We start from the raw sequence: 20,432 nt of genomic DNA, 5'->3' as shown, positions 1-20,432 counted from the left end.
TAAATTCAATCAAGGAATGATATGCTTACTTGGATGCAACATCACAAAAAATATCTTGTTGTTACTATATGGATTAGCACCATAGCCTTTGTTGGTGCTGGCTTTTTGGGTTGGGGTGCTTATGATTTTAATCTTAATCGTAGCTCTAGTGTTGCAGTAGTGGGAAATGAAAAGATAAGTTTTAGTGAATTTGACACTAGATACAGACAAATTTTAGCTTATTATAATCAAATCAGTAATGGGGCTTTAAGCGAAGAAAATGCGAAGCAATTAGGCATCGAAAGTGCGGCTTTAACTTCGCTTATTGAAGATAAGCTTTTGTTAAATTTTGCCAAAGATATAGGCATTGGAGTGAGTGAAGATGAAATTTTGCAAAAACTTGCAAATACTAGGGAATTTCAAAATCCTAGTGGGGATTTTAATAAGAGTATTTATTATGAGCTTTTAAATGCCAATAATTTAGCTCCAAAAGATTATGAAATGCAACTTGCAAACGAAGTAATTACGGATAAGCTTAATCAAATTTTTAATATCTCTAACAAGGATGAAGAGCTAAAAATGTTAGCTTCTAGTTATTTTATGCAAGATGCTTTAAGTATTGCAAAAATCGATTATGATAAAAAAAATATTCAAATCAATGAAGAGGACTTAAAAAAGCTTTGGAATGAACACAAAGAAGAGTATAAAACTAAAAAAATATATGAAATTTCCACTTATTTTTTAGAGCCTAGTAATGAAAAAATTGACGATAAGGAATTGGAAAAATTTTATAATCAAGATGAGAATAAACTAAAATATAAAGATTTTGCAGGTAAAGTGATGGATTTTGGGGCTGCTAAAAGTGAAGTTGCTAAGGATTATGCTTTAATGCAATTGAAAAATACAGCTAATGCTAAATTTTTAGACTTAAAAAATGAAAAAGTTAGCTTTCAAAAAGATTTAAATATTAGCGAAGCCGATGTTTATTATCCCATCGAGCTTTTGAATAAGGCTAAAAATGGAGATGTTTTACGACCCGCACCTTATAATAATGGATATATCATAGTTAAACTTAATAAAATAAATCCTATAAGAAATAAAACTTTTGAAGAAGCTAGAGCTGAAGTTTTGCCTATGTATTTAAGCGAACAAGCTAAAAAGAATTTAGAAGAAAAGGCTAAAAGCAGTTTAGCTAATTTCAAAGGCGATAATATAGGCTTTGTTAGCCGTGATAGCTCTCGTGATAGTGTTAAGCTGAGTGATGGGATTTTAAATGATTCTGAATTTGCTTATTTTTTAATGAATGTATTTAATAGCGAACAAAATAGCTCTTTCGTGCTTATAAATGATAGCAAGGCAATACTATATAAAATCAATAAGCAAAAATTAGCTATGAGTTCTAATAAATTCGAACAATATAAAACAATGTTAGAACAAAATTTGCAGAATTTAAAAGCAAATGAACTTAAACGCGAGCTTGTTGATGAACTAAAAAAGACATATCAGGTAAAAATTTATTATAAAGGGAATTGATTTTGAATATATTAGGAATTGATTTAGGCTCAACCCAGACTTGTGCCATTATTGCTCAAAAAGATGAAGATGGATTAAAAATTATTGGTTTTTCTAAAGCAAAAACTAATGGGGTTAAAAAAGGCGCTATTACCAATATAGAGCTTGCTTCTAAGTCCATAGAAGAAGCGGTTAGAAATGCACAGATGATGAGTGGGGAGCATTATGATAAGGTTGTGGTATCTATTTCGGGTGCTTATACAAAAAGTGTTGATAGTATAGGTGTTGTGAATATCCCTAATCACGAAATAGGCATTAAGGAAATCCATCGTGCCGTAAGCACAGCCAAACATACTGCTAACCTACCAAGTGGCTATGAAATCATTCATGTTTTACCTTATAATTTCAAGGTTAATGACCTAGAACATGTTGATGACCCTTTGGGTATGAGTGGTAATCGCTTAGAAGTTTCAACTCACATTGTCATCTCGCAGGAGTCTCACATTAAAAATCTTAAAAAAGCTGTGGAATTAGCGGATTTAAGAGTGGATAATATAGTCCTTTCAGGTTACGCTTCAGCCATAGCTTGTTTAGATGATAGCGAAAAAGAATTGGGGGCTGTTTTGATCGATATGGGTGGAGCCATTTGTGATATGGTAGTGCATACTGGAAATTCAATTAGATATAATGATTGTTTGCAGATTGGTTCAATTAATATTACTCAAGATTTATCCATGGCACTCCATACGCCTTTAAAAGAAGCAGAAAAAATTAAACTGAGTTACGCAGCCCTTTCTCAGCAACCTGATACTTTGATACAAATTCCTTCAATGGGCGATGAGAGAAAGGTTAATGAGGTTTCTTTAGATATTATTTCAAATGTAATTTATGCAAGAGCAGAAGAAACTTTGATGATTTTAGCAAAAATACTCAGTGATAATCGTTATGCCAATGCCATAGGGGGTGGAGTGGTTTTGACAGGTGGAATGACTAAATTAGCAGGTATTGATGAGTTAGCCCCTGCAACTTTTGATAACCGCTCTATAAGACTTGCTGCTGCAAGAAAAGATTTAATTACGGGTTTTAGTGAAATTTTTAATGACCCTGAAAATACCTGTGCCATAGGACTTTGCTTATATGGAGCGGGGTATTTTACGCCTTATGAACTTGATTCTAATGAAAAATTAAGATATAAGGGGGAAATCGAAAATTTTAACCGTCAAATCAAGCAAGATATTGTTTTGCAAAAAGATACAGAAAGTGAAATAAAATCCGATTTTTTTGATGAAAATTTGCAAGAAAATGATACAATTGCGATACAAGAACAATTAGATTTTAAAGAGCCAAAAGAAAAAAAACCTAGCGTTTTTTCAAATATCTGGCATAAAATTATGAATCAATTTTAACAAGGAGAAGGTTTTATGAGTGAATTTTTAGTAGAAGAAATGCAACATAATAAGGGTGCGAAAATTAAAGTTATAGGCTGCGGTGGCGGTGGCGGTAATATGATTAACCATATGGTTAAAATGGGATTAAATGAGCTTGATTTAATTGCGGCAAATACCGATGCACAAGCTATTTCGACTTCATTAGCAAAAACTAAAATTCAACTTGGAGAGAAAAAAACCAAAGGTTTGGGTGCGGGGATGTTGCCTGAAGTGGGTGCAGAAAGTGCTAGAGAAAGTTTTGAAGAAATAAAAGCAAGTCTTAGTCAAAGTGATATTGTATTTATTGCTTCAGGTTTTGGTGGGGGCACAGGCACAGGAGCCACTCCAGTTATTGCGCAAGCGGCTAAAGAAATTGGAGCCTTAACCGTTTCTGTCGTAACTATGCCTTTTGCTTTTGAAGGAAAACAAAGAAAAAAACTTGCTGAAAGCGGTCTTTCTGAGCTTAAAAAAGAAAGCGATTCTATTCTTGTAATTCAAAATGAGAAATTATTAAGTATTATTGATAAAAAAGCAGGAATCAAAGATGCTTTTAGATTGGTTGATGATATTTTAGCCCGTGCTGTGAAGGGTATGGTATCTATCTTGCTTGATAATGGGGATATTAATGTGGATTTTGCAGATGTAAGAACTATTATGAGTCACCGGGGACTTGCACTTATGGGTGTTGGTAGTGCTAGTGGAGAAAATGCCATAGAAGAAGCTCTTTCAAATGCTATAGAGTCTCCTTTACTTGATGGAATGGATATTAAGGGGGCTAAGGGTGTGATTTTACACTTTAAAACCAGTTCTAATTGCTCTTTGTTTGAAATTTCAGCAGCGGCAAATAGCATACAAGAAATTGTTGATGAGAATGCTAAGATTATCTTTGGCTCTACTACAGATGATAGTATGGAAGATAGGGTTGAAGTAACTATTATCGCAACGGGATTTGAGGATAAAGACACAATGGCTAAAAAATCCACTGAAGAAGCTCAAGCTTCTAAGAAAAATCCTTATTTAAGTCTCAAAAAGGTAAGTGGTGGTTATGATGAAGAAATAATGGCACAAATTGAAACACCCACTTTCTTACGCCGACAGATGGATTAAAATTGATTTTTGAAGCAAGATTTAATCTTGCTTTGTTCTTTAAAAACTTAGCTCTTAAAATTCTTTCAAATTTTTGTTTATTTCATAAAAGTTGGAACACTCTTTGCTTTTTAATTATAAAAATAGTTATAAAATCTTAAATTTATAGGTGAAAATATGCAAAATGGATATTATCAAGCCACAGGTGGAATGGTAACTCAGTTTAATAAACTTGATGTTATCACAAATAATCTTGCCAATATTAATACAAGCGGATACAAAAGAGATGATGTTGTCATTGCAGATTTTAAAAGGATTTTTAAAGAAACTCAGGATGAGTTACCTATAGAAAACCACACAAGAGACGCTTCTCGTTTTGTAAATACTACCCTAGATAGGGTGCCCCAAATTTCTCAAGGCTACACAGATTTTAGCTTAGGTTCTTTAAAGGCTACGAATAATCCTTTGGATTTAGCTATGACAAGAGAGGATACCTTTTATCTGGTTCAAACTAAAGATGGAGAGATAAGGTTAAGCAAAGATGGAAATTTTCAGCTTGATGATGAGGGTTATTTGGTAAATAAACAGGGCTATAAAATCTTAAGCAGTGATTATTTTAGCAATCCACAAAATGCAGGAATTCGAATTGCCAATGGTGCTACTCAAATCAGCGTAGATAAAAATGGCAATCTTGAAGTCGATGGTGCTGCAAATTCTCGTTTATTTGTCGCTCAAGTTGATGATATAAGAGCTTTGCAAAAGGACGGGGATAATGTTTATAAGATTGATGATTTGACAAGAATTAGGGATTTAGAAAATTCTAGTGCTATTCGTCAGGGTTTTTCTCAAGGTTCTAATGTCAATCCCGTTACTGAAATGGTAGGTTTAATCGAAGCTAATAGAATGGTAGAAATGTATCAAAAAGTAATGACAGCTCATATGGATGATTTAAATCAAGAAGCTATTAATAAGCTTGCAGCTGTTAAATAAATTTAAAAAGGATTAAAAATGATGCGCTCACTTCACACTGCTGCTACGGGAATGGTAGCACAGCAGACTCAAATTGATGTTACTTCAAATAATATTGCCAATGTTAATACAGCGGGCTTTAAGAAAAGTCGTGCTGAATTTGCTGACTTGATGTATCAGGTAATGAAATATGCAGGGACTTCAACTTCAGCCACAACCCTTTCTCCTTCGGGTATAGAAGTGGGTGTGGGTGTGCGTCCTACGGCTGTAACTAAGGTTTTTACTGAAGGAAATCTTAAAGCGACTAGCACAGATAGTCTTGATATGGCTATTGCGGGTAATGGTTTTTTTCAAATTCAACTTCCTGATGGCACCATAGGCTATACTAGAAACGGACAATTTACAAAGGATAGCGAAGGCAATATCGTAAATTCAGATGGGTATAGATTATTACCTGAAATGACTATACCTGAGGGTGCAACAGCGATTAATGTTGCTACAGATGGAACCGTTTCTGTTATGCTTCCGGGCGAACAGCAAGAAACGCAAATTGGTCAAGTAGAACTTGTGCAGTTTATCAATCCAGCCGGACTTCACGCTATGGGAGATAATCTTTATCTTGAAACGGGTGCGAGTGGGGCGCCTGTGGCGGGTATAGCAGGTCAGGACGGCTTAGGCACTATAAGGCACGGATTTATTGAACTTAGCAATGTCCAGCTTGTTGAAGAAATGACGGATTTAATCACAGGTCAAAGAGCCTACGAAGCAGGTTCAAAAGCGATTACGACTAGTGATGATATGCTAGGGATTGTAAATCAACTCAAAAGATAAGTAATGGCGTTTAACGCCATTAATTTTCTAGCAAGAATAGCAGGTTTTAAATTCGTAAGCCGTTGGTCTAGCTTCCACAGGCCAAACCTGAGTTTCAAATTTCAAATGCTGATAATCATCGATGAAAATATCACTCATCACAGGCTTTAAAAAGCTATTGTAGCGAATAAGAGCTTCAAGGCTTCCTCTTAGGGTGTGTGGTAATTGTTCTATACCTTTTTCACGCACTTCATCAAGGGTTAGCTCAAACAAATTCTCATCCATAGGTCCTACTGGAATGTGAGCGTTTTTAATCCCATCAAGCCCTGCCATTAGTAAAGAAACAAAGGCTAGATAAGGATTGGCTGTGCTATCAGGGAAGCGAATTTCTACGCGTGCCGAGTTCTTGGTTATACCATAAGGCACACGACAACTTGCGCTTCTATTTTGGCAGGAATAAGTCAGTATGCAGGGTGCTTCAAAGCCCGGCACTATTCTTTTATAAGAATTAGAGCTAGGATTGGTAAAGGCTGCTACGCTTCTAGCGTTTTTTAATATTCCGCCTATGTAGTGTATAGCACTTTGACTGAGTTTGCCATAGCCTTCTTTATCGTAAAAGAGATTTACCCCATCTTTCCACAAACTCATATGCACATGCATTCCGCTACCATTATCGCCATAAAGGGGTTTAGGCATAAAGGTGGCTGTTTTTCCATTAAGATGGGCAACCATTTTTACTACATACTTGTAAATTTGCACATTATCAGCCGCTTCGACTAGGGTGCCAAAATTCACACCGATTTCTGCTTGACCTTGTGCGACTTCGTGATGATGGACGAAGGTTTTAAGCCCCACTTTTTCTAAGGTTTGCACCATTTCAGCACGAATATCAACTAAAGAATCGATGGGAGCAACAGGAAGATAGCCGCCTTTATTGCGTGGGCGGTGTCCTGTATTATAGCTATCTACAAATTCTCTATTATCATTCCACTCACCTTCTTCAGTATCCACTTCATATTTGGAACAATTGGCACTATCTACGATTTTTACACTATCAAAGATGAAAAATTCATTTTCAGGTCCAAAATAGGCTGTATCGGCTATACCGCTATTTTTAAGGTGTTCCATAGCCTTTTTTGCTATGCTTCTAGGGCATTTTTCATACATTTGTCCTTTGTAAATATCATAAACATCGCAAAAGACTATTATAGTAGGGTCTGCTGTGAAAGGGTCTAAAAAAGCACTGCCAACATCAGGCTTTAAGAGCATATCGGATTTTTCTATGGGTTGCCATCCATGAACTGAGCTTCCATCAAAAGGAATGCCTTCTTCAAATGTTTCTTCGCTGATTGCGTGAAGATTATAAGTTATATGATGCCAAACCCCTATCATATCGCTAAAGCGAAAATCCACAAAAAGCACCTCATTTTGTTTGCAGAATTCAAAGAATTCATTTACGCTATTAACAAATCTTCCCATTTTTTCTCCTTGATTTAAATAAGATTTTGAAATTATAGCATTAAAATTTTTAATTAAGAATTAATTAATATATTTTTTTTGATAAATTTAAAATTTAATTTAAAAATATTAAAAAATGAAATTTATATTTTCATTAGATAAAATTGACTATAATTTCAAGCAATTAAAATCTAGATTAAAAAAGGAAAAAAATGACTCAAGAAGAGCTTGATGCTTTGATGAATGGAGATGTTAATCTTGATTCAGAAGCGGAAGCAGAGATAAAAAGTGAGGAATCACAACCTGAAGAAGATTTGATGTTAGAGGATATTAAAATAGCCGATTATAAACCCAACCCTAGCGTAGTGTGGCCACCACCACCACCAAATCAAGAACATAAAGTCGTGCATCAACTCGATGATGTAACAAAAGATAGTGAGCTTAAAGCAACAGAAATGATGGATAAGCTTGAAAGCATTAATAATTTTTTCGCAAATTCTGAAAGTTTGCTTAAGGAAATGAATAAAGCAATGGAAAAAAATATTGATATTTTTTCTAAGCTTAATGAAAGATTTCCTAATGTAAAAAGTTTTAGCGAATCTTTGGAATTAAATAATAAAGCCAAAAAAGGCATTAAAGATATTATTGATAACCTTCAAAGCGGACAAGATGAAGTGATGATGGCAATGGACGCTATGCAATATCAAGACATACATCGTCAAAAAATTGAGCGTGTTATCAATGTAATGCGTGCTTTAAGTCGTTATATGAGTTCTTTATTTGAAGGTAAAATTGATGATAAGAAACGTGTGAGTTCTGCAGTTCATATTGAAGGTGATAGCACTACTGATATTGTAAGTAATGATGATATAGAAGCTTTAATTGCAAGTTTAGGGCAAAAATGATTATCCCTGAAATAGTCGCTCCTGCGGGAAATTTTACTAAATTAAAAATCGCTTTGGCTTATGGTGCTGATGCGATTTATGCAGGGGTGAATAATTTCTCCTTGCGTTCTAGAACAGCTAGGGAATTTAACTATGAAAGTTTTGAAGAAGCTGTAAAATACACACATAAACGGGGTAAAAAACTTTATGTTACCTTAAATGGCTTTCATTTAAGCTCTCAAATTGAAGGACTAAAAAGACATATTTTAAAATTGCGTGAAATGAAGCCTGATGCCTTTATAGTGGCTTCTGTGGGGGCTATGCGTCTGGTTAAAGAGCTTGCGCCTGAAATTGCCTTACATGTTTCTACTCAAGCGAATATTTTAAATTATCTAGACGCTAAGGTTTATAAGGATATGGGTGCTAAAAGAGTGGTTATAGCCCGTGAATTAGGACTTAAAGATGCCCTAGCTTTAAAAGAAAATTGCGATATAGAGCTTGAAGCCTTTGTGCATGGTTCTATGTGTTTTGCTTATTCGGGTCGTTGTCTAATAAGTTCTGTCCAAAGTGGAAGAATGAGTAACCGTGGCTCTTGTGCGAATGATTGTCGCTTTTCTTACGAGCTTTATGCCAAAAATTCTGAAAATGGCACACTTTTTCGTCTAGAAGAAGATGAAAATGGCACTCATATTTTCAATTCTAAAGACTTAAATCTTTGCTCTTATATAGAAAAAATCATGCAAGAAAATTGTATCAGTGCTTTCAAAATAGAAGGTCGCACCAAAAGTGAATACTATGTCGCACTTACAACTAGAACTTATAAAATGGCTGTGCAAAATGTTTTAGAAGCTAAATTTGAACCAGGTAAGTATGAAAAAGAAATTGCTACGCTTAAAAATCGTGGTTTTACTGAGGGTTATTTGGTGTCGCGTCCCTTTGAAAAAAACGATACCCAAAATCATCATACTAGCATAGAAGAAGGCTCTCATCAAGTCCATGCCATAAGTGAAGATGGAGAATTTTTTAAGTGCAAGGGCAAGGTGGTTTTAAATACTCCTTATGAGCTTTTAATACCCTTAGAAGCAGAGCTTGCACCTTGTGATAATGAACTAGGCAGGATTTATAAAAAAGAAGATAAATATTTTGTAGAATTTAAGAAGCTTATTGCCAAAAACAATAAAGAATTCACTGAAATTCACAGCGGTAATGAAAATGAGATTAAAATGCCGGGCAAGATTAGTGAATTTGGCTTTTTAAGAAAGGAAATAATATGAATTTTGTGGCTATTTTAATGGGAAGCAAGAGCGATTATGATTTTATGAAAGAAGCGGCTAAAACCTTAGAAGATTTTGGGGTAAAATATGAGCTTATCATCACTTCAGCACACCGCAGTCCCAAAAGAACAAAAGAATATATAAGCAGTGCTGAAGAAAAGGGGGCTAAAGTTTTCATAGCTGCAGCGGGTATGGCAGCGCATTTGGCTGGAGCTGTTGCAGCCTATACGACTAAGCCTGTTTTAGGGGTGCCTATGCCAGGGGGCAATCTTGCAAGTATGGATTCTTTATTTTCCACCGTGCAAATGCCTAGTGGAATTCCAGTAGGAACCTTAGCTATCGGTAAGGCTGGGGCTATTAATGCTGCTTATTTGGCTATGCAAATTCTAGCCTTAAATGATGAGGATTTATCTCAAAAGCTTAAAAACGACCGCCTAATCAAAGAGCAAAGGCTTGAAGCGGATTCTAAGGAAGTGGAAGTTTTATTATAAAGGAAAAGAATGCAAACTTATTTAGAGCTTGAGGAATTTTGTAAATTAGTGCATTTAAATGAAGATGTGGTTAAGGGTATGATGGCAAAGGGTTCTTTGAATTTCAAAGAAGAAGAAGGCATAATTTATATCGAAGCCCATCAAGGCACTTTTAGCATTGTGCCAAGTGCGGCAAAACCTGCTATGGTAAATTCTATGACTTTGGCAGGGGAAAGCTTTGTTGAAAAGACCATAGGCACTATTTTAAATTTACACGAAAAGGTGCTTGATGCTAAGGATGAGACACTTGAAGCTTTAAAAAATGAAAATAAATTTTTAAAAGACGCTCTTTATTCTATGCAAGAACTTTACGATGAAGATAGAAAAACCATAGAAACCTTAAATAGCGAATTAAAACACGCACGCGAGGAAATAGAATTTCTTAAGCGTAAGTATAAATTAATGTGGAGCAAAACCGCAGAAATTTTTGGAGCTAAAACAGAGCCTGATTTGCAAATGAATAAAAATTTAGAAAAATCTACCAAAAATACAGAACAATAAAGAGAGCTATAATGACTTTTTCGCAAATGATACTTAATTTACAAAATTATTGGCAAGAAAATGGCTGTGCGATTATGCAGCCTTATGATATGCCAGCAGGTGCAGGAACCTTTCATCCAGCAACTTTTTTAAGAAGCTTAGGGAAAAAACCATGGGCGGCTGCTTATGTGGCACCTAGTAGAAGACCTACTGATGGGCGTTATGGGGAAAACCCTAATCGCTTAGGGGCTTATTATCAATTTCAAGTTTTGATTAAACCTAGCCCTGATAATATTCAGAAATTGTATCTTAAAAGTCTTGAAAATTTGGGTTTTGATTTAAAAAATCATGATATTCGTTTTGTGGAAGATAATTGGGAAAGCCCAAGTTTGGGTGCTTGGGGTTTGGGCTGGGAAGTTTGGCTTGATGGTATGGAAGTAACGCAATTTACCTATTTTCAACAAGTGGGGGGCTTAGCGGTGGATTTGGTAAGTGCTGAAATTACCTATGGGCTTGAAAGAATAGCAATGTATCTTCAAAATGTTGATAATGTTTATGATATAGTTTGGAGCGAATTTAATGGAGAAAAAATTAAATACGCAGATGTGCATAAGCAAAGTGAATATGAATTTAGTAAATATAATTTTGAAGTAAGTGATGTTAAAATTTTAAATGAGCAGTTTGAAAATTCTTACAAGGAATGTAAAAATATTTTAGAGCAAGGACTAGCTTTACCTGCTTATGATTATTGTATGCTTGCTGCACATACTTTCAATCTTTTAGATGCAAGAGGAGCTATTTCAGTAGCCCAAAGACAGGATTATATGTTAAAAATTCGCGAACTTTCTAAAAATTGTGCTGAAATTTATAAGAAAAATTTAAATGAAACTGAGTGAAATTTATCATTTTTTAGACCAATTAAGCCCCTTTGATACGCAAGAGTCGTGGGATAATAGCGGTATTTTGCTAGGAAATGGGGATAATGAAATTGAGTTTGTTTATTTGAGTTTGGATATTGATGAAAATATCATCAAAGAAGCAAAGGAAAATTCTTTAATTATCACACATCATCCTCTAATCTTCAAAGGCTTAAAAAATTTATATGATAAAGCTTACCCTAGAGCTTTTGTCAAGGAAATGATTTGTAAAAATATTTCTTTAATTAGTATGCATACAAATTACGATTTGAGTCATTTAAATGCTTATTTTACAGAAGAAATTTTGGGTTTTAATATTTCTTTTAGAGATGAATTTTTGATTTATGTAGAAAATTCTATATCTTTTGAAGCTTTGTGTGCTTTAGTGAAAAAAAGCTTGAATTTGCAAAATTTACGCATAAGCGATTGTGGTAAAAAAGAGCTAAAACGCATAGCTATATGCACAGGAAGTGGCGGGGATTTAATTCCTAAAATAGATGCGGATTGTTTTTTAAGTGGAGATTTTAAATACCATCAGGCTTTAGAAGCTGTAAGCAATGGGCTTAGTCTTATAGATTTAGGGCATTTTGAAAGTGAAAGATATTTTTCTCAATGTTTAGCAAAAGACTTGAAAAATTTGCCACTACAAGTTATAATGTCAGTTTCAAAAAATCCATTTCAATATTTTTAAGGAAAATCAATGAATAAATATCTCGAACAATTAGTGCTTTTATCAAAAATAGACCAAGAAATTGATAGCTATGAGCCTAAAATAGACGCCATTAACAAGACTTTAAAAGATGCAGAGTTAAAAATAGGAAAAATCAATACAGATTTAGAAAAAATTGATGAAGAAATCAAAGATATAGAAAATCAAAAAGTGCAAAATAACGCTCATATTTCTGAATTCTCAGCAAAAATTAAAGAGCTTTCTAAAAAAAGTGGAGCTGTAAAGACAGAAAAAGAGGCTAATGCTTTAAAAATTGAAGAAGACATTGCAAAAGAGCAATTAGACGCTGCAAACGATGAGCTTATAAGGTTAGATAAAATTTTAGATAATAAAGAAGCTTATAAAAAGGAACTTGAAGAAGAGAAAATTAAACAAGAGCAAAATATTAATGAGATTAGCATAAGTATTAAAGCTGAAATGGAAGTTTTAGAAAAAGATAGAATGGGTGTTTATGATAAAAAAACCAAACTTATTAGCCAGATGAATCAAAAAGTTTTAAGTTTTTATGAAAAAATTCGCAAATGGGCGAAAAATACCGCCGTAGTTTCTGTTAAAAAACAAGCATGTTATGGATGTTTTATGAAAATTTATGATAAGACTTATTTAGCTGTTGTTAGAGGCGAAGAGATAGTAACTTGTCCGCATTGTGGGAGAATTCTTTATAAAGAGCAAGAAGAGCACAATTGATTTTTTTTTATTATTTTTTAACTTGGGTGGCATTTTGTTTTTTTGCCCCCTTTATTTTTTTACTTTCTTTTTTAAAATCCAAATACAAAATGAGTTTAAAATCCCGTTTTTTTCTCTATAAAAATTTACATCAAGAAAAAACCGATGTGCATTTTCACGCTTGTTCTTTAGGTGAGGTAAGAAGCATTAAGGAGCTTAGTTTAGTTTTTAATAGCAGGATTAGCACTATCACTCAAACAGGTTTTGAATGTGCGAAAGAATTTTGCAAAAAGGTAAATTATCTTGTTTTTGAAAATTTTCTACCTTTTTGGTTTAAGCCTTGCAAGGTTTTGGTAATTTTTGAAGCAGAATACTGGCTTATGCTTGTTTTTATGGCGAAATTTTATAAGGCAAAAGTGATTTTACTTAATGCGAGAATATCGGATAAGTCTTACAAATCCTATCAAAGATTTTCTTTTTTTTATAAAAAAATTTTTTCTTATATTGATGAAGTTTTTGCACAAAGTGATTTGGATAAAGCAAGGCTTGAAAACCTAGGCGCTAAAAATGTTAAAATTTTTAAAAATATTAAAGCAAATTTAGAAATTAAAAATACCAAAAATTATACCAAGCCTAAGGAAAAATTGATTATTTTTGCTAGCACACATAGGGGCGAGGAAGAGCTTTTACTTGATAATTTTACCTTAGAAGAAAATGAAAAACTTATCATAGCCCCACGACATCCCGAGCGTTTTGAAGAGCTTGAAAATTGGCTTTTAAATAAGGGCTTGGAATTTGAAAAATTTAGTTCTTTAGAAGATAAAAATAAGAAATTTTCTAAAAAAATTTTGCTTTTAGATACCTTAGGCGAACTTGTTAATTTTTATGCTATTTCTGATCTTGTTGTGCTTGGAGGTTCTTTTGTAGAAGGCATAGGAGGACACAATCCCATAGAAGTAGCGCATTTTAATAATGTTTTAATTAGCGGAAAATTTATCTATAATCAAAAGGCTTTATTTGAAGAAGTGGAAAATGTGTATTTTTGCGAAGATTTAAAAGAATTAAATGCTATCATCCATCATTCTAATTTAAAGGCTAAAATTTCTAAAAAAGAAAATTTAAACCCCATTATACAAACTATACAAAAGGGAATTGATGCAAGAAAAGGCTTATAAACTTCTAGCTTTACAAGAAAAAATTTCCAACCGTGAAGCTAAAGATTTGATAGATAAGGGGTGTGTTTTTTCACATGGAAAAAAAGTTGTGCTTGCTAGAGCTTTGATGAGCGATAAGACAAAATTTAATGTGGTAAAAACCAAAAATTCTCAAATTATTTTTGAAAACGATAAGATTATTGCTATTAACAAACCCTATGCCTATGTAAGTGAAGATTTGGAAAAAAAATTTAATGCCAAGCTTTTAAATCGTTTAGATAAAGAAACAAGCGGTGTGATTTTGCTTTGCAAGGATGAAGATTTTAGAAAGCTTTGCATAGAAGAATTTAAAAAACATAGGGTTTATAAAAGTTATATTGCGGTTTTAGATGGGGTTTTAGCTGAAGAGCTTGAAGTCAATGAGCCTATTTTTACTATCAAAACAAAGAGCGGGGCATTGAGCAAGGTTTCAAAAGAGGGTTTAGATGCTTTAAGTATCATCACTCCTATTATGATGCAATCAAAAAAAACCCTAGCAAAAATTGTTATTCAAACAGGCAGAACGCATCAAATTAGAGTGCATAGTGCCTTTATAAAACACGGCGTTGTAGGCGATGAAAAATACGCTAGAATTTCAAGTGATAGAATGTATTTGCATAGTTATGAAATTAAAATTTTTGATTATCATTTTAAGGCTAATTTAGATAGCAGTTTTGCAAAATTGGGATTTGAGATAAAAAATTTAGATTTTTAAAGCCATTTAAGAAAAAATTTTGTATAATGCAAGGCTTAATTTAAAAATTTTATAGAAAGGTAATAAAGTGTTTGAATTAGTCAGCGAATCTTTTAAATCAGCGGTCAATAAACTGCGTTTTGTTGATGATGAAAAAGCGCTTAAAAATGCTTTAGAAACCTTAAAAAAAGCTCTTCTAAAGGCAGACGTCCATCACAAGGTAACCAAAGAGCTTTTAGCCTCAATAGAAGAAGATGTCAAGCAAAACGGAATAGGTCAAAAACAATTTTTAAGCGCCATTAAAGCCAATTTAGAAAATATTTTAAGTATCAAGGGCAAAACTCAGGGTTTTGTTTTTGCTTCCAAACCCCCAACCATAGTTTTAATGGCAGGATTACAAGGGGGCGGTAAAACAACAAGCACTATCAAACTTGCAAATTATCTAAAATTACGCAATAAAAAAGTTTTAGTTGCAGCTTGTGATTTGCAGCGTTTAGCAGCTGTGGAGCAGTTAAGACAACTTTGCGAAGCTAATGAGCTTGAACTTTTTTTTATAGAAAATGAAACAAATCCTATTAGGGTTGCCGCACAAGCCTTAGAAAAAGCTAAAAATTCTATGGTAGATGTTTTGCTTGTGGATACGGCGGGTCGTTTGGCTATTGATGAAGCTTTGATGAATGAATTAAAAGCGGTTAAAAATGTTTTAAATCCTGATGAGATTTTTTATGTGGCTGATGCAATGAGTGGGCAAGATGGGGTAAAAACGACTGCAAGTTTTAACGAAGCTTTGGGTATTAGCGGGGTAATTTTATCAAAATTTGATGCCGATACTAAAGGCGGCGTGGCTTTAGGTATAGCTAGGCAAGTGGGTATTCCTTTGAGATTTGTGGGCGTGGGTGAAAAAGTAGCGGATTTGGAGGTTTTTATACCCCAACGCATTGTAAGTCGTATTATGGGCGAAGGAGATTTGGCAACTTTAGCCGAAAAAACTGCTGCGGTGCTTGATGAAAAGGAAGCAAAAAAACTAGGTCAGAAGATTAAAAAAGGCGAATTTAATTTCAATGATTTTCTTAATCAAATGGAAAGTGTTAAAAAGCTAGGCAGTCTTAAATCTTTAATGGGTATGATACCGGGTTTAGGCACAATGGCAAATGCGGTAAAGGATTTGGATTTGGATAATTCAAAAGAACTTATTCACATTAGGGCTATGATTAGCTCTATGACCCCAAAAGAAAGAGAAAATCCTGATTTATTGAATAATGCTAGAAAACGCCGTATAGCAGAGGGAGCAGGGCTTTCTCAAATGGAGGTTAATCGTTTTTTAAAGCAATTTAGCAATGCAGCAAAGCTTGCGAAAAGATTTTCAGGCAAAAAAGGAATGGAGAGTTTAACGCAGATGATGAGTCAGGCTAGAAGGCAGTTTTAAGGTTTATTTATAAATACTTTTAAGAGTATCTATAAATAAACTTTTTAATTTTCAAGGAGTATAAATGACAGTTATTAGACTTACAAGAATGGGAAGAACAAAAAGACCTTTTTATCGCATAGTGGTTACAGATAGTAGAAAACGCCGTGATGGGGGTTGGATTGAAAGTATAGGGTATTATAATCCTATGGTAGAACCTGAAGTGATTAAGGTAGATACAGAGCGTTTGGCTTATTGGAAAAGCGTTGGTGCGAAACTTAGCGATAAAGTTGCTTCTATTACTAGTAAATAATTATGGTAGAGAATTTTCTAAAAGAATATGCAAAACTGATTGCAGATTATCCAGAGCAAATTGATACTCAAAAAATTGAATTGGGTGAAAATTTTTTCGAGATTATTCTTTTTGCACATAAGGTAGATACTGGAAAACTAATTGGCAAAAATGGAAAAATGATTAATGCTATAAAAACTGTAATCTCTGCTTACAAGAGCAAGAATGCAAGTTCTTATAGGGTAACGGTAAAAGCACTTGAGTGAAAAAGATTTCGTTTGGGTCGCAAAACTTGGTAAAACCATTGGACTTAAGGGTTATGTAAAATTACATAACCTTAGCGATTTTTCTTCCCAGTTTAAAAAAGACGCTTGTTTTTTTATCAAAAATGGCAAAGAAAGTTTAAAAATCAAACATTACAATCCTAGCAATTCTACTATTTTATTTGAAAATTATGAAAGTGTAGAAAAGGCTAAGAGCTTAACCCATCTCATTCTTCTTCAAAGCATAGAAGAAAGCAGAAAAACTTGTAAGCTAAAAAAAGATGAATTTTTTTATTTTGATATTTTAGAGTGTGAAGTTTTCGATGAAGAGCTAAGGCTAGGAAAGGTGATTGATATTTTAGAAACTGGAGCTTCTTATTTGCTTGAAATTCAAAGCGATGAAGTTCTTGTAGAAAAAAAATATCCTAAAACATTTTTCATTCCCTATTTGGATAAATTTGTTAAAAATATCGATATAAAAAAACGACAAATTTTTTGCACTAAAGATGCTTTTTTGATTTTAGAAAATTCATGAAATTTAGTTTTGTTTCCTTGTTTCCTCATCTTATAGAATTTTATTTTCAAGATTCTATACTAGCAAGAGCAAAAGAAAAAAAACTTTTCAAACTTAATTTTTATAACCCAAGAACTTTTTCTAAAAATTCCTATCATAAAATTGATGATTATAAAATAGGAGGCGGAGCAGGGCTTTTAATGCAAATTGAGCCTTTATATGAAGCGTTAAAAAGCATTAAAAAGAAAGAGCAAAACTCCCATTTTATTTTTTTAAATCCGAGCGGAAAAACTTTTAATCAAAAAGACGCTAAGCGTTTGAGCAAAAAAGAGCATATAGTTTTTGTATGTGGTCGCTATGAGGGTATAGATGAAAGAGTGCTTGAAATTTTTGCAAATGAAGTTTTTAGCATAGGAGATTTTATTTTAACAGGAGGAGAATTGCCCGCACTTACGATGTGCGATGCGATTTTAAGAAACATTGATGGGGTTTTAGGAAATATAGAAAGCTTGGAAGAAGAAAGTTTTGAAAATAATCTACTTGAAGCTCCTGCTTTTTCAAAACCCTTTATTTTTGAAGAAAAAAATAAAAAATTTTATACTCCTTCAGAGTTTTTAAAGGGTAATCACGCTAAAATCGCAAGTTTAAAAACTACTTTGGCGTCTTGCAAAACGAAATTTTTTCGTCCGGATTTATTTTTAGAGCATGAACGCAAAAAATAAGGGATTTTTATGAAAAACAAATATATAGAGCAGTTTGAAGCGAAACAAATCGAAGGTAAAAATGTTCCAGATTTTCGTGCTGGTGATACTTTAAAGCTTGCAATTCGTATCAAAGAAGGGGATAAAACAAGAATCCAAAATTTTGAAGGAATTTGCATTGCAAGAAGAGGTAATGGGGTAAGTGAAACTTTTATCGTGCGTAAAATGGGTGCCAATAATGTTGGCGTTGAGAGAATTTTTCCTATTTATAGTGAAAGTTTAGAAAACATAGTTGTTTTACGCCGTGGTCGTGTGCGTAGAGCAAGATTATTCTATTTAAGAGATAGACGCGGTAAGGCAGCGCGTATTAAAGAGCTTAAAAAATAAGTCTATGCTTTTGTGAATTGCTTGTGTTTTTAAGTATTATTTAAGCATAGAATTTATATCGATTAAGAATATTTAAAATAGGTCTTTGTTGTGCAAAAAAAGACTTTTTGAAAAAAGCTTAACTTTTCACAAAAATTATATTTACAATGAGATAGCGAATATTTTTTTCGAATTAAGTTTAAATTCTTAAAAAACACTGGCTTGAATTTGGATAAAGCTTAAACTAAGCTTTTAAATAAGTTGATAAATAAAATGGAAAAAGAAATGATATGGACTAAAAATTCTTGGAAAAATTATCCTATAAAGCAACAACCCCTTTATCCAAATCAAAAAGAACTAGATAAAGTTTTAGCAAGACTTGAAAAACTTCCCCCACTTGTTTTTGCAGGAGAAGTAAGAACCTTGCAAAATGCCTTAGCTAGGGTTTGTAGAAAAGAAGCTTTTTTATTGCAGGGTGGAGATTGTGCTGAGAGTTTTGAAAATTTTGGTGCTGTAAATATCCGCGATATGTTTAAAATTTTGCTCCAAATGGCTATAGTTCTTACCTTTGCTGGGGGCTGTCCTGTGGTGAAAATTGGTCGCATTGCAGGACAATTTGCCAAGCCAAGAAGCAGCGATTTTGAAGAATTAAATGGAGTGAAGCTTCCTAGTTATCGCGGAGATATTATCAATGGCTTTGAATTTGATGAAAAGTCTAGAGTCCCCGACCCTAATAGAATGCTTGAAGCGTATTATCAAAGTGCAACAACACTGAATTTATTGCGTGGCTTTGCCAAAGGGGGTTTGGCAGATTTACACGAAGTGCATCGCTGGAATTTGGGTTTTTTGAAAAAAAATGAACTTCATAAGCAATATACGGATATTAGTGAAAAAATTTCTCAAGCCATAGCTTTTATGGAGGCTTGTGGAATTAATACAAATAATACCCCAAGCTTAAGAGAGGTTAATGTTTATACCTCGCACGAGGCTTTGCTTTTACCCTATGAAGAGGCTTTGACTAGAGTAGATAGCTTAAGTGGCGAAATTTATGATTGTTCGGCGCATATGCTTTGGATAGGAGAGAGAACAAGGGAGCTTGACGGGGCTCATGTTCATTTTTTAAGCGGTGTAAAAAATCCTTTGGGGGTTAAGATAGGACCTAATGCGAATGCAGATGACATTATAGCTTTAGCAAATGTTTTAAATCCCAATAACGAAGAAGGAAGGCTTAATATTATTATCCGTATGGGTGCTGAAAAAATCGTTAGCAATTTGCCAAAAATTTTCTCTAAGCTTAAAGGCGAAGGCGTAAATTTGGTATATAGTATAGACCCTATGCACGGCAATACTGTTAAGGCAGGAAATTTTAAAACGCGAGAATTTGATAAGATTATGCAAGAGGTTAGGTCCTTTTTTGAAATTGCTATGAGTGAAGGGATTTACGCGGGTGGAGTGCATCTTGAAATGACAGGACAGGATGTAACAGAATGCACAGGGGGTGCTAGTAATGTTACAGCTCAAAGTTTAGAAGAACGCTATGAAACCCAATGCGACCCAAGACTCAATGCCGACCAAGCTTTAGAACTTGCCTTTTTGATTGCGGATTTAGTAAAAAAGGCTAGGAAATGAAACTTTATGGTATTAAAAATTGCAATTCTGTAAAAAAGGCTATGGATACTCTAAAGCAAAGGGGTGTTGAATTTGATTTTTTGGATATTAAGAAAATAAATAGCGATATTTTATCTGTGTGGCTTAAACAAAAATCCTTTGAAGAGTTGATTAATACAGCGGGTTTGACGGCTAAAAAACTGGGTTTAAATAAAGAAAAAATTAAAAGTTTAACCCATAAAGAGCTTGAAAAGCTTGTGCTAGAAAATCCAAGTTGCATTAAGCGTCCTGTTATTGAGTATGAGCAAAAAATATATCTTGGTAAGGAATATGAGCTAGTTTTATAATAGAGTGTAATTTACACTCTATTTTTTATTAATTGATTGATTTCATTTTGATGGGGAAATCTTTCGCTTTCACAATTTATCAGCTGTGTTTTTGAGAAAATGACTCTTCCATCTACTTCAACGATGAAATCATCTCTGCCACCAACTTCGAATTCCACTTCAATATCTTTGAAATCGTTTTGTAACTCTTCTGCAACCCTTGCAGCTTGTGGGTAATAATTTCAAATATTGCAATAAGCAATTTTTATTTTCATCTTTCTTCCTTAGTTTGAAATTTTAAGATTAGGTCTTAATCTTTTATTATATTTTATTTTGACTGAATTTTTA

The 20,432-nt window shown here is 33.6% G+C and carries 24 protein-coding genes; 22 read left to right on the top strand and 2 right to left on the bottom strand.

Going from position 1 to position 20,432, the window contains the following annotated elements:
• Positions 1-21 precede the first annotated feature (21 nt).
• The 5 genes from ACLL8X_RS01895 to flgG all read left to right on the top strand — a co-directional run bounded on the left by ACLL8X_RS01895 (position 22) and on the right by flgG (position 5,804).
• Entirely contained in the window at positions 22-1,512 is a 1,491-nt protein-coding gene (locus tag ACLL8X_RS01895) for a peptidylprolyl isomerase (RefSeq protein ID WP_411989268.1), read from the top strand.
• A complete protein-coding gene (gene ftsA / locus ACLL8X_RS01890) occupies positions 1,509-2,897 on the top strand; it encodes a cell division protein FtsA (RefSeq protein ID WP_411989267.1) in 1,389 nt (462 codons plus the stop codon). The genes ACLL8X_RS01895 and ftsA overlap by 4 nt, the downstream gene beginning before the upstream one ends.
• A gap of 15 nt (positions 2,898-2,912) precedes the next feature.
• The gene (gene ftsZ, locus ACLL8X_RS01885; protein ID WP_411989266.1) at positions 2,913-4,025 is read left to right on the top strand and encodes a cell division protein FtsZ; all 1,113 of its coding nucleotides are present in this window, start codon (positions 2,913-2,915) and stop codon (positions 4,023-4,025) included.
• Between the two features lie 156 nt (positions 4,026-4,181).
• Positions 4,182-4,994 carry a flagellar hook-basal body protein gene (locus ACLL8X_RS01880; RefSeq protein WP_411989265.1) on the top strand — a complete coding sequence of 271 codons (813 nt, stop codon included), beginning with the start codon at positions 4,182-4,184 and terminating at the stop codon, positions 4,992-4,994.
• A gap of 18 nt (positions 4,995-5,012) precedes the next feature.
• Positions 5,013-5,804, top strand: coding sequence for a flagellar basal-body rod protein FlgG (gene flgG, locus ACLL8X_RS01875; RefSeq protein WP_411989264.1), 792 nt, complete (start codon positions 5,013-5,015; stop codon positions 5,802-5,804).
• 27 nt (positions 5,805-5,831) lie between these two features.
• Here the strand turns inward: flgG and glnA are convergent, their stop codons facing one another.
• The gene (gene glnA, locus ACLL8X_RS01870; RefSeq protein ID WP_411989263.1) at positions 5,832-7,262 is read right to left on the bottom strand and encodes a type I glutamate--ammonia ligase; all 1,431 of its coding nucleotides are present in this window, start codon (positions 7,260-7,262) and stop codon (positions 5,832-5,834) included.
• A 191-nt stretch (positions 7,263-7,453) separates the two neighbouring features.
• Between glnA and ACLL8X_RS01865 the strand changes: the two genes are divergently transcribed.
• The 17 genes from ACLL8X_RS01865 to ACLL8X_RS01785 all read left to right on the top strand — a co-directional run bounded on the left by ACLL8X_RS01865 (position 7,454) and on the right by ACLL8X_RS01785 (position 20,105).
• A complete protein-coding gene (locus ACLL8X_RS01865) occupies positions 7,454-8,146 on the top strand; it encodes a chemotaxis protein (RefSeq protein WP_411989262.1) in 693 nt (230 codons plus the stop codon).
• Complete coding sequence (locus ACLL8X_RS01860; protein WP_411989261.1) at positions 8,143-9,399, top strand: peptidase U32 family protein; 1,257 nt, start codon at positions 8,143-8,145, stop codon at positions 9,397-9,399. Before ACLL8X_RS01865 ends, ACLL8X_RS01860 begins: the two co-directional genes overlap by 4 nt.
• Positions 9,396-9,890, top strand: coding sequence for a 5-(carboxyamino)imidazole ribonucleotide mutase (gene purE, locus ACLL8X_RS01855; protein ID WP_411989260.1), 495 nt, complete (start codon positions 9,396-9,398; stop codon positions 9,888-9,890). The genes ACLL8X_RS01860 and purE overlap by 4 nt, the downstream gene beginning before the upstream one ends.
• 9 nt (positions 9,891-9,899) lie before the next feature.
• Positions 9,900-10,430 carry a DUF3972 domain-containing protein gene (locus ACLL8X_RS01850; RefSeq protein ID WP_411989259.1) on the top strand — a complete coding sequence of 177 codons (531 nt, stop codon included), beginning with the start codon at positions 9,900-9,902 and terminating at the stop codon, positions 10,428-10,430.
• A gap of 11 nt (positions 10,431-10,441) precedes the next feature.
• Positions 10,442-11,305 carry a glycine--tRNA ligase subunit alpha gene (gene glyQ / locus ACLL8X_RS01845; RefSeq protein ID WP_411989258.1) on the top strand — a complete coding sequence of 288 codons (864 nt, stop codon included), beginning with the start codon at positions 10,442-10,444 and terminating at the stop codon, positions 11,303-11,305.
• The gene (locus ACLL8X_RS01840) at positions 11,292-12,017 is read left to right on the top strand and encodes a Nif3-like dinuclear metal center hexameric protein (RefSeq protein WP_411989257.1); all 726 of its coding nucleotides are present in this window, start codon (positions 11,292-11,294) and stop codon (positions 12,015-12,017) included. The genes glyQ and ACLL8X_RS01840 overlap by 14 nt, the downstream gene beginning before the upstream one ends.
• A 9-nt stretch (positions 12,018-12,026) precedes the next feature.
• Positions 12,027-12,743, top strand: coding sequence for a zinc ribbon domain-containing protein (locus ACLL8X_RS01835; protein WP_411989256.1), 717 nt, complete (start codon positions 12,027-12,029; stop codon positions 12,741-12,743).
• Entirely contained in the window at positions 12,740-13,897 is a 1,158-nt protein-coding gene (gene waaA / locus ACLL8X_RS01830; RefSeq protein ID WP_411989255.1) for a lipid IV(A) 3-deoxy-D-manno-octulosonic acid transferase, read from the top strand. Before ACLL8X_RS01835 ends, waaA begins: the two co-directional genes overlap by 4 nt.
• Positions 13,878-14,630: a pseudouridine synthase gene (locus ACLL8X_RS01825; protein WP_411989254.1), complete on the top strand. Its 753-nt coding sequence runs from the start codon at positions 13,878-13,880 to the stop codon at positions 14,628-14,630. Before waaA ends, ACLL8X_RS01825 begins: the two co-directional genes overlap by 20 nt.
• Positions 14,631-14,697: 67 nt before the next feature.
• A complete protein-coding gene (gene ffh, locus ACLL8X_RS01820; RefSeq protein WP_411989253.1) occupies positions 14,698-16,035 on the top strand; it encodes a signal recognition particle protein in 1,338 nt (445 codons plus the stop codon).
• A 64-nt stretch (positions 16,036-16,099) separates the two neighbouring features.
• Entirely contained in the window at positions 16,100-16,327 is a 228-nt protein-coding gene (gene rpsP, locus ACLL8X_RS01815; protein WP_052817361.1) for a 30S ribosomal protein S16, read from the top strand.
• 2 nt (positions 16,328-16,329) lie between these two features.
• A complete protein-coding gene (locus ACLL8X_RS01810) occupies positions 16,330-16,572 on the top strand; it encodes a KH domain-containing protein (protein ID WP_411989252.1) in 243 nt (80 codons plus the stop codon).
• A complete protein-coding gene (gene rimM, locus ACLL8X_RS01805) occupies positions 16,565-17,104 on the top strand; it encodes a ribosome maturation factor RimM (RefSeq protein WP_411989251.1) in 540 nt (179 codons plus the stop codon). The genes ACLL8X_RS01810 and rimM overlap by 8 nt, the downstream gene beginning before the upstream one ends.
• Positions 17,101-17,805 carry a tRNA (guanosine(37)-N1)-methyltransferase TrmD gene (gene trmD / locus ACLL8X_RS01800; RefSeq protein ID WP_411989250.1) on the top strand — a complete coding sequence of 235 codons (705 nt, stop codon included), beginning with the start codon at positions 17,101-17,103 and terminating at the stop codon, positions 17,803-17,805. Before rimM ends, trmD begins: the two co-directional genes overlap by 4 nt.
• 9 nt (positions 17,806-17,814) lie before the next feature.
• The gene (rplS, locus tag ACLL8X_RS01795; protein ID WP_411989249.1) at positions 17,815-18,171 is read left to right on the top strand and encodes a 50S ribosomal protein L19; all 357 of its coding nucleotides are present in this window, start codon (positions 17,815-17,817) and stop codon (positions 18,169-18,171) included.
• A gap of 267 nt (positions 18,172-18,438) precedes the next feature.
• Positions 18,439-19,779, top strand: a complete 1,341-nt coding sequence (locus ACLL8X_RS01790) for a class II 3-deoxy-7-phosphoheptulonate synthase (RefSeq protein ID WP_411989504.1) — start codon at positions 18,439-18,441, stop codon at positions 19,777-19,779.
• Positions 19,776-20,105, top strand: a complete 330-nt coding sequence (locus tag ACLL8X_RS01785; RefSeq protein WP_411989248.1) for an ArsC/Spx/MgsR family protein — start codon at positions 19,776-19,778, stop codon at positions 20,103-20,105. The genes ACLL8X_RS01790 and ACLL8X_RS01785 overlap by 4 nt, the downstream gene beginning before the upstream one ends.
• 11 nt (positions 20,106-20,116) lie before the next feature.
• Here the strand turns inward: ACLL8X_RS01785 and ACLL8X_RS01780 are convergent, their stop codons facing one another.
• A complete protein-coding gene (locus ACLL8X_RS01780) occupies positions 20,117-20,359 on the bottom strand; it encodes a SelT/SelW/SelH family (seleno)protein (RefSeq protein WP_411989247.1) in 243 nt (80 codons plus the stop codon).
• Positions 20,360-20,432 lie beyond the last annotated feature (73 nt).

The sequence above is a fragment of the Campylobacter parajejuni genome, assembly GCF_046764905.1.
Taxonomy (GTDB): domain Bacteria; phylum Campylobacterota; class Campylobacteria; order Campylobacterales; family Campylobacteraceae; genus Campylobacter_D.
This window is presented reverse-complemented; position numbering and strand designations above follow the sequence as displayed.

What these genes read in the sequence shown, in the direction of transcription:
- ACLL8X_RS01895 (WP_411989268.1), top strand. Translation starts at nt 22, where the DNA reads ATGCTTACTTGGATGCAACATCACAAAAAATATCTTGTTGTTACTATA.
- ftsZ (WP_411989266.1), top strand. Translation starts at nt 2,913, where the DNA reads ATGAGTGAATTTTTAGTAGAAGAAATGCAACATAATAAGGGTGCGAAA.
- ACLL8X_RS01880 (WP_411989265.1), top strand. Translation starts at nt 4,182, where the DNA reads ATGCAAAATGGATATTATCAAGCCACAGGTGGAATGGTAACTCAGTTT.
- flgG (WP_411989264.1), top strand. Translation starts at nt 5,013, where the DNA reads ATGATGCGCTCACTTCACACTGCTGCTACGGGAATGGTAGCACAGCAG.
- glnA (WP_411989263.1), bottom strand. Translation starts at nt 7,262, where the DNA reads ATGGGAAGATTTGTTAATAGCGTAAATGAATTCTTTGAATTCTGCAAA.
- ACLL8X_RS01865 (WP_411989262.1), top strand. Translation starts at nt 7,454, where the DNA reads ATGACTCAAGAAGAGCTTGATGCTTTGATGAATGGAGATGTTAATCTT.
- ACLL8X_RS01860 (WP_411989261.1), top strand. Translation starts at nt 8,143, where the DNA reads ATGATTATCCCTGAAATAGTCGCTCCTGCGGGAAATTTTACTAAATTA.
- purE (WP_411989260.1), top strand. Translation starts at nt 9,396, where the DNA reads ATGAATTTTGTGGCTATTTTAATGGGAAGCAAGAGCGATTATGATTTT.
- ACLL8X_RS01850 (WP_411989259.1), top strand. Translation starts at nt 9,900, where the DNA reads ATGCAAACTTATTTAGAGCTTGAGGAATTTTGTAAATTAGTGCATTTA.
- glyQ (WP_411989258.1), top strand. Translation starts at nt 10,442, where the DNA reads ATGACTTTTTCGCAAATGATACTTAATTTACAAAATTATTGGCAAGAA.
- ACLL8X_RS01840 (WP_411989257.1), top strand. Translation starts at nt 11,292, where the DNA reads ATGAAACTGAGTGAAATTTATCATTTTTTAGACCAATTAAGCCCCTTT.
- ACLL8X_RS01835 (WP_411989256.1), top strand. Translation starts at nt 12,027, where the DNA reads ATGAATAAATATCTCGAACAATTAGTGCTTTTATCAAAAATAGACCAA.
- ACLL8X_RS01825 (WP_411989254.1), top strand. Translation starts at nt 13,878, where the DNA reads ATGCAAGAAAAGGCTTATAAACTTCTAGCTTTACAAGAAAAAATTTCC.
- rpsP (WP_052817361.1), top strand. Translation starts at nt 16,100, where the DNA reads ATGACAGTTATTAGACTTACAAGAATGGGAAGAACAAAAAGACCTTTT.
- ACLL8X_RS01810 (WP_411989252.1), top strand. Translation starts at nt 16,330, where the DNA reads ATGGTAGAGAATTTTCTAAAAGAATATGCAAAACTGATTGCAGATTAT.
- trmD (WP_411989250.1), top strand. Translation starts at nt 17,101, where the DNA reads ATGAAATTTAGTTTTGTTTCCTTGTTTCCTCATCTTATAGAATTTTAT.
- rplS (WP_411989249.1), top strand. Translation starts at nt 17,815, where the DNA reads ATGAAAAACAAATATATAGAGCAGTTTGAAGCGAAACAAATCGAAGGT.
- ACLL8X_RS01785 (WP_411989248.1), top strand. Translation starts at nt 19,776, where the DNA reads ATGAAACTTTATGGTATTAAAAATTGCAATTCTGTAAAAAAGGCTATG.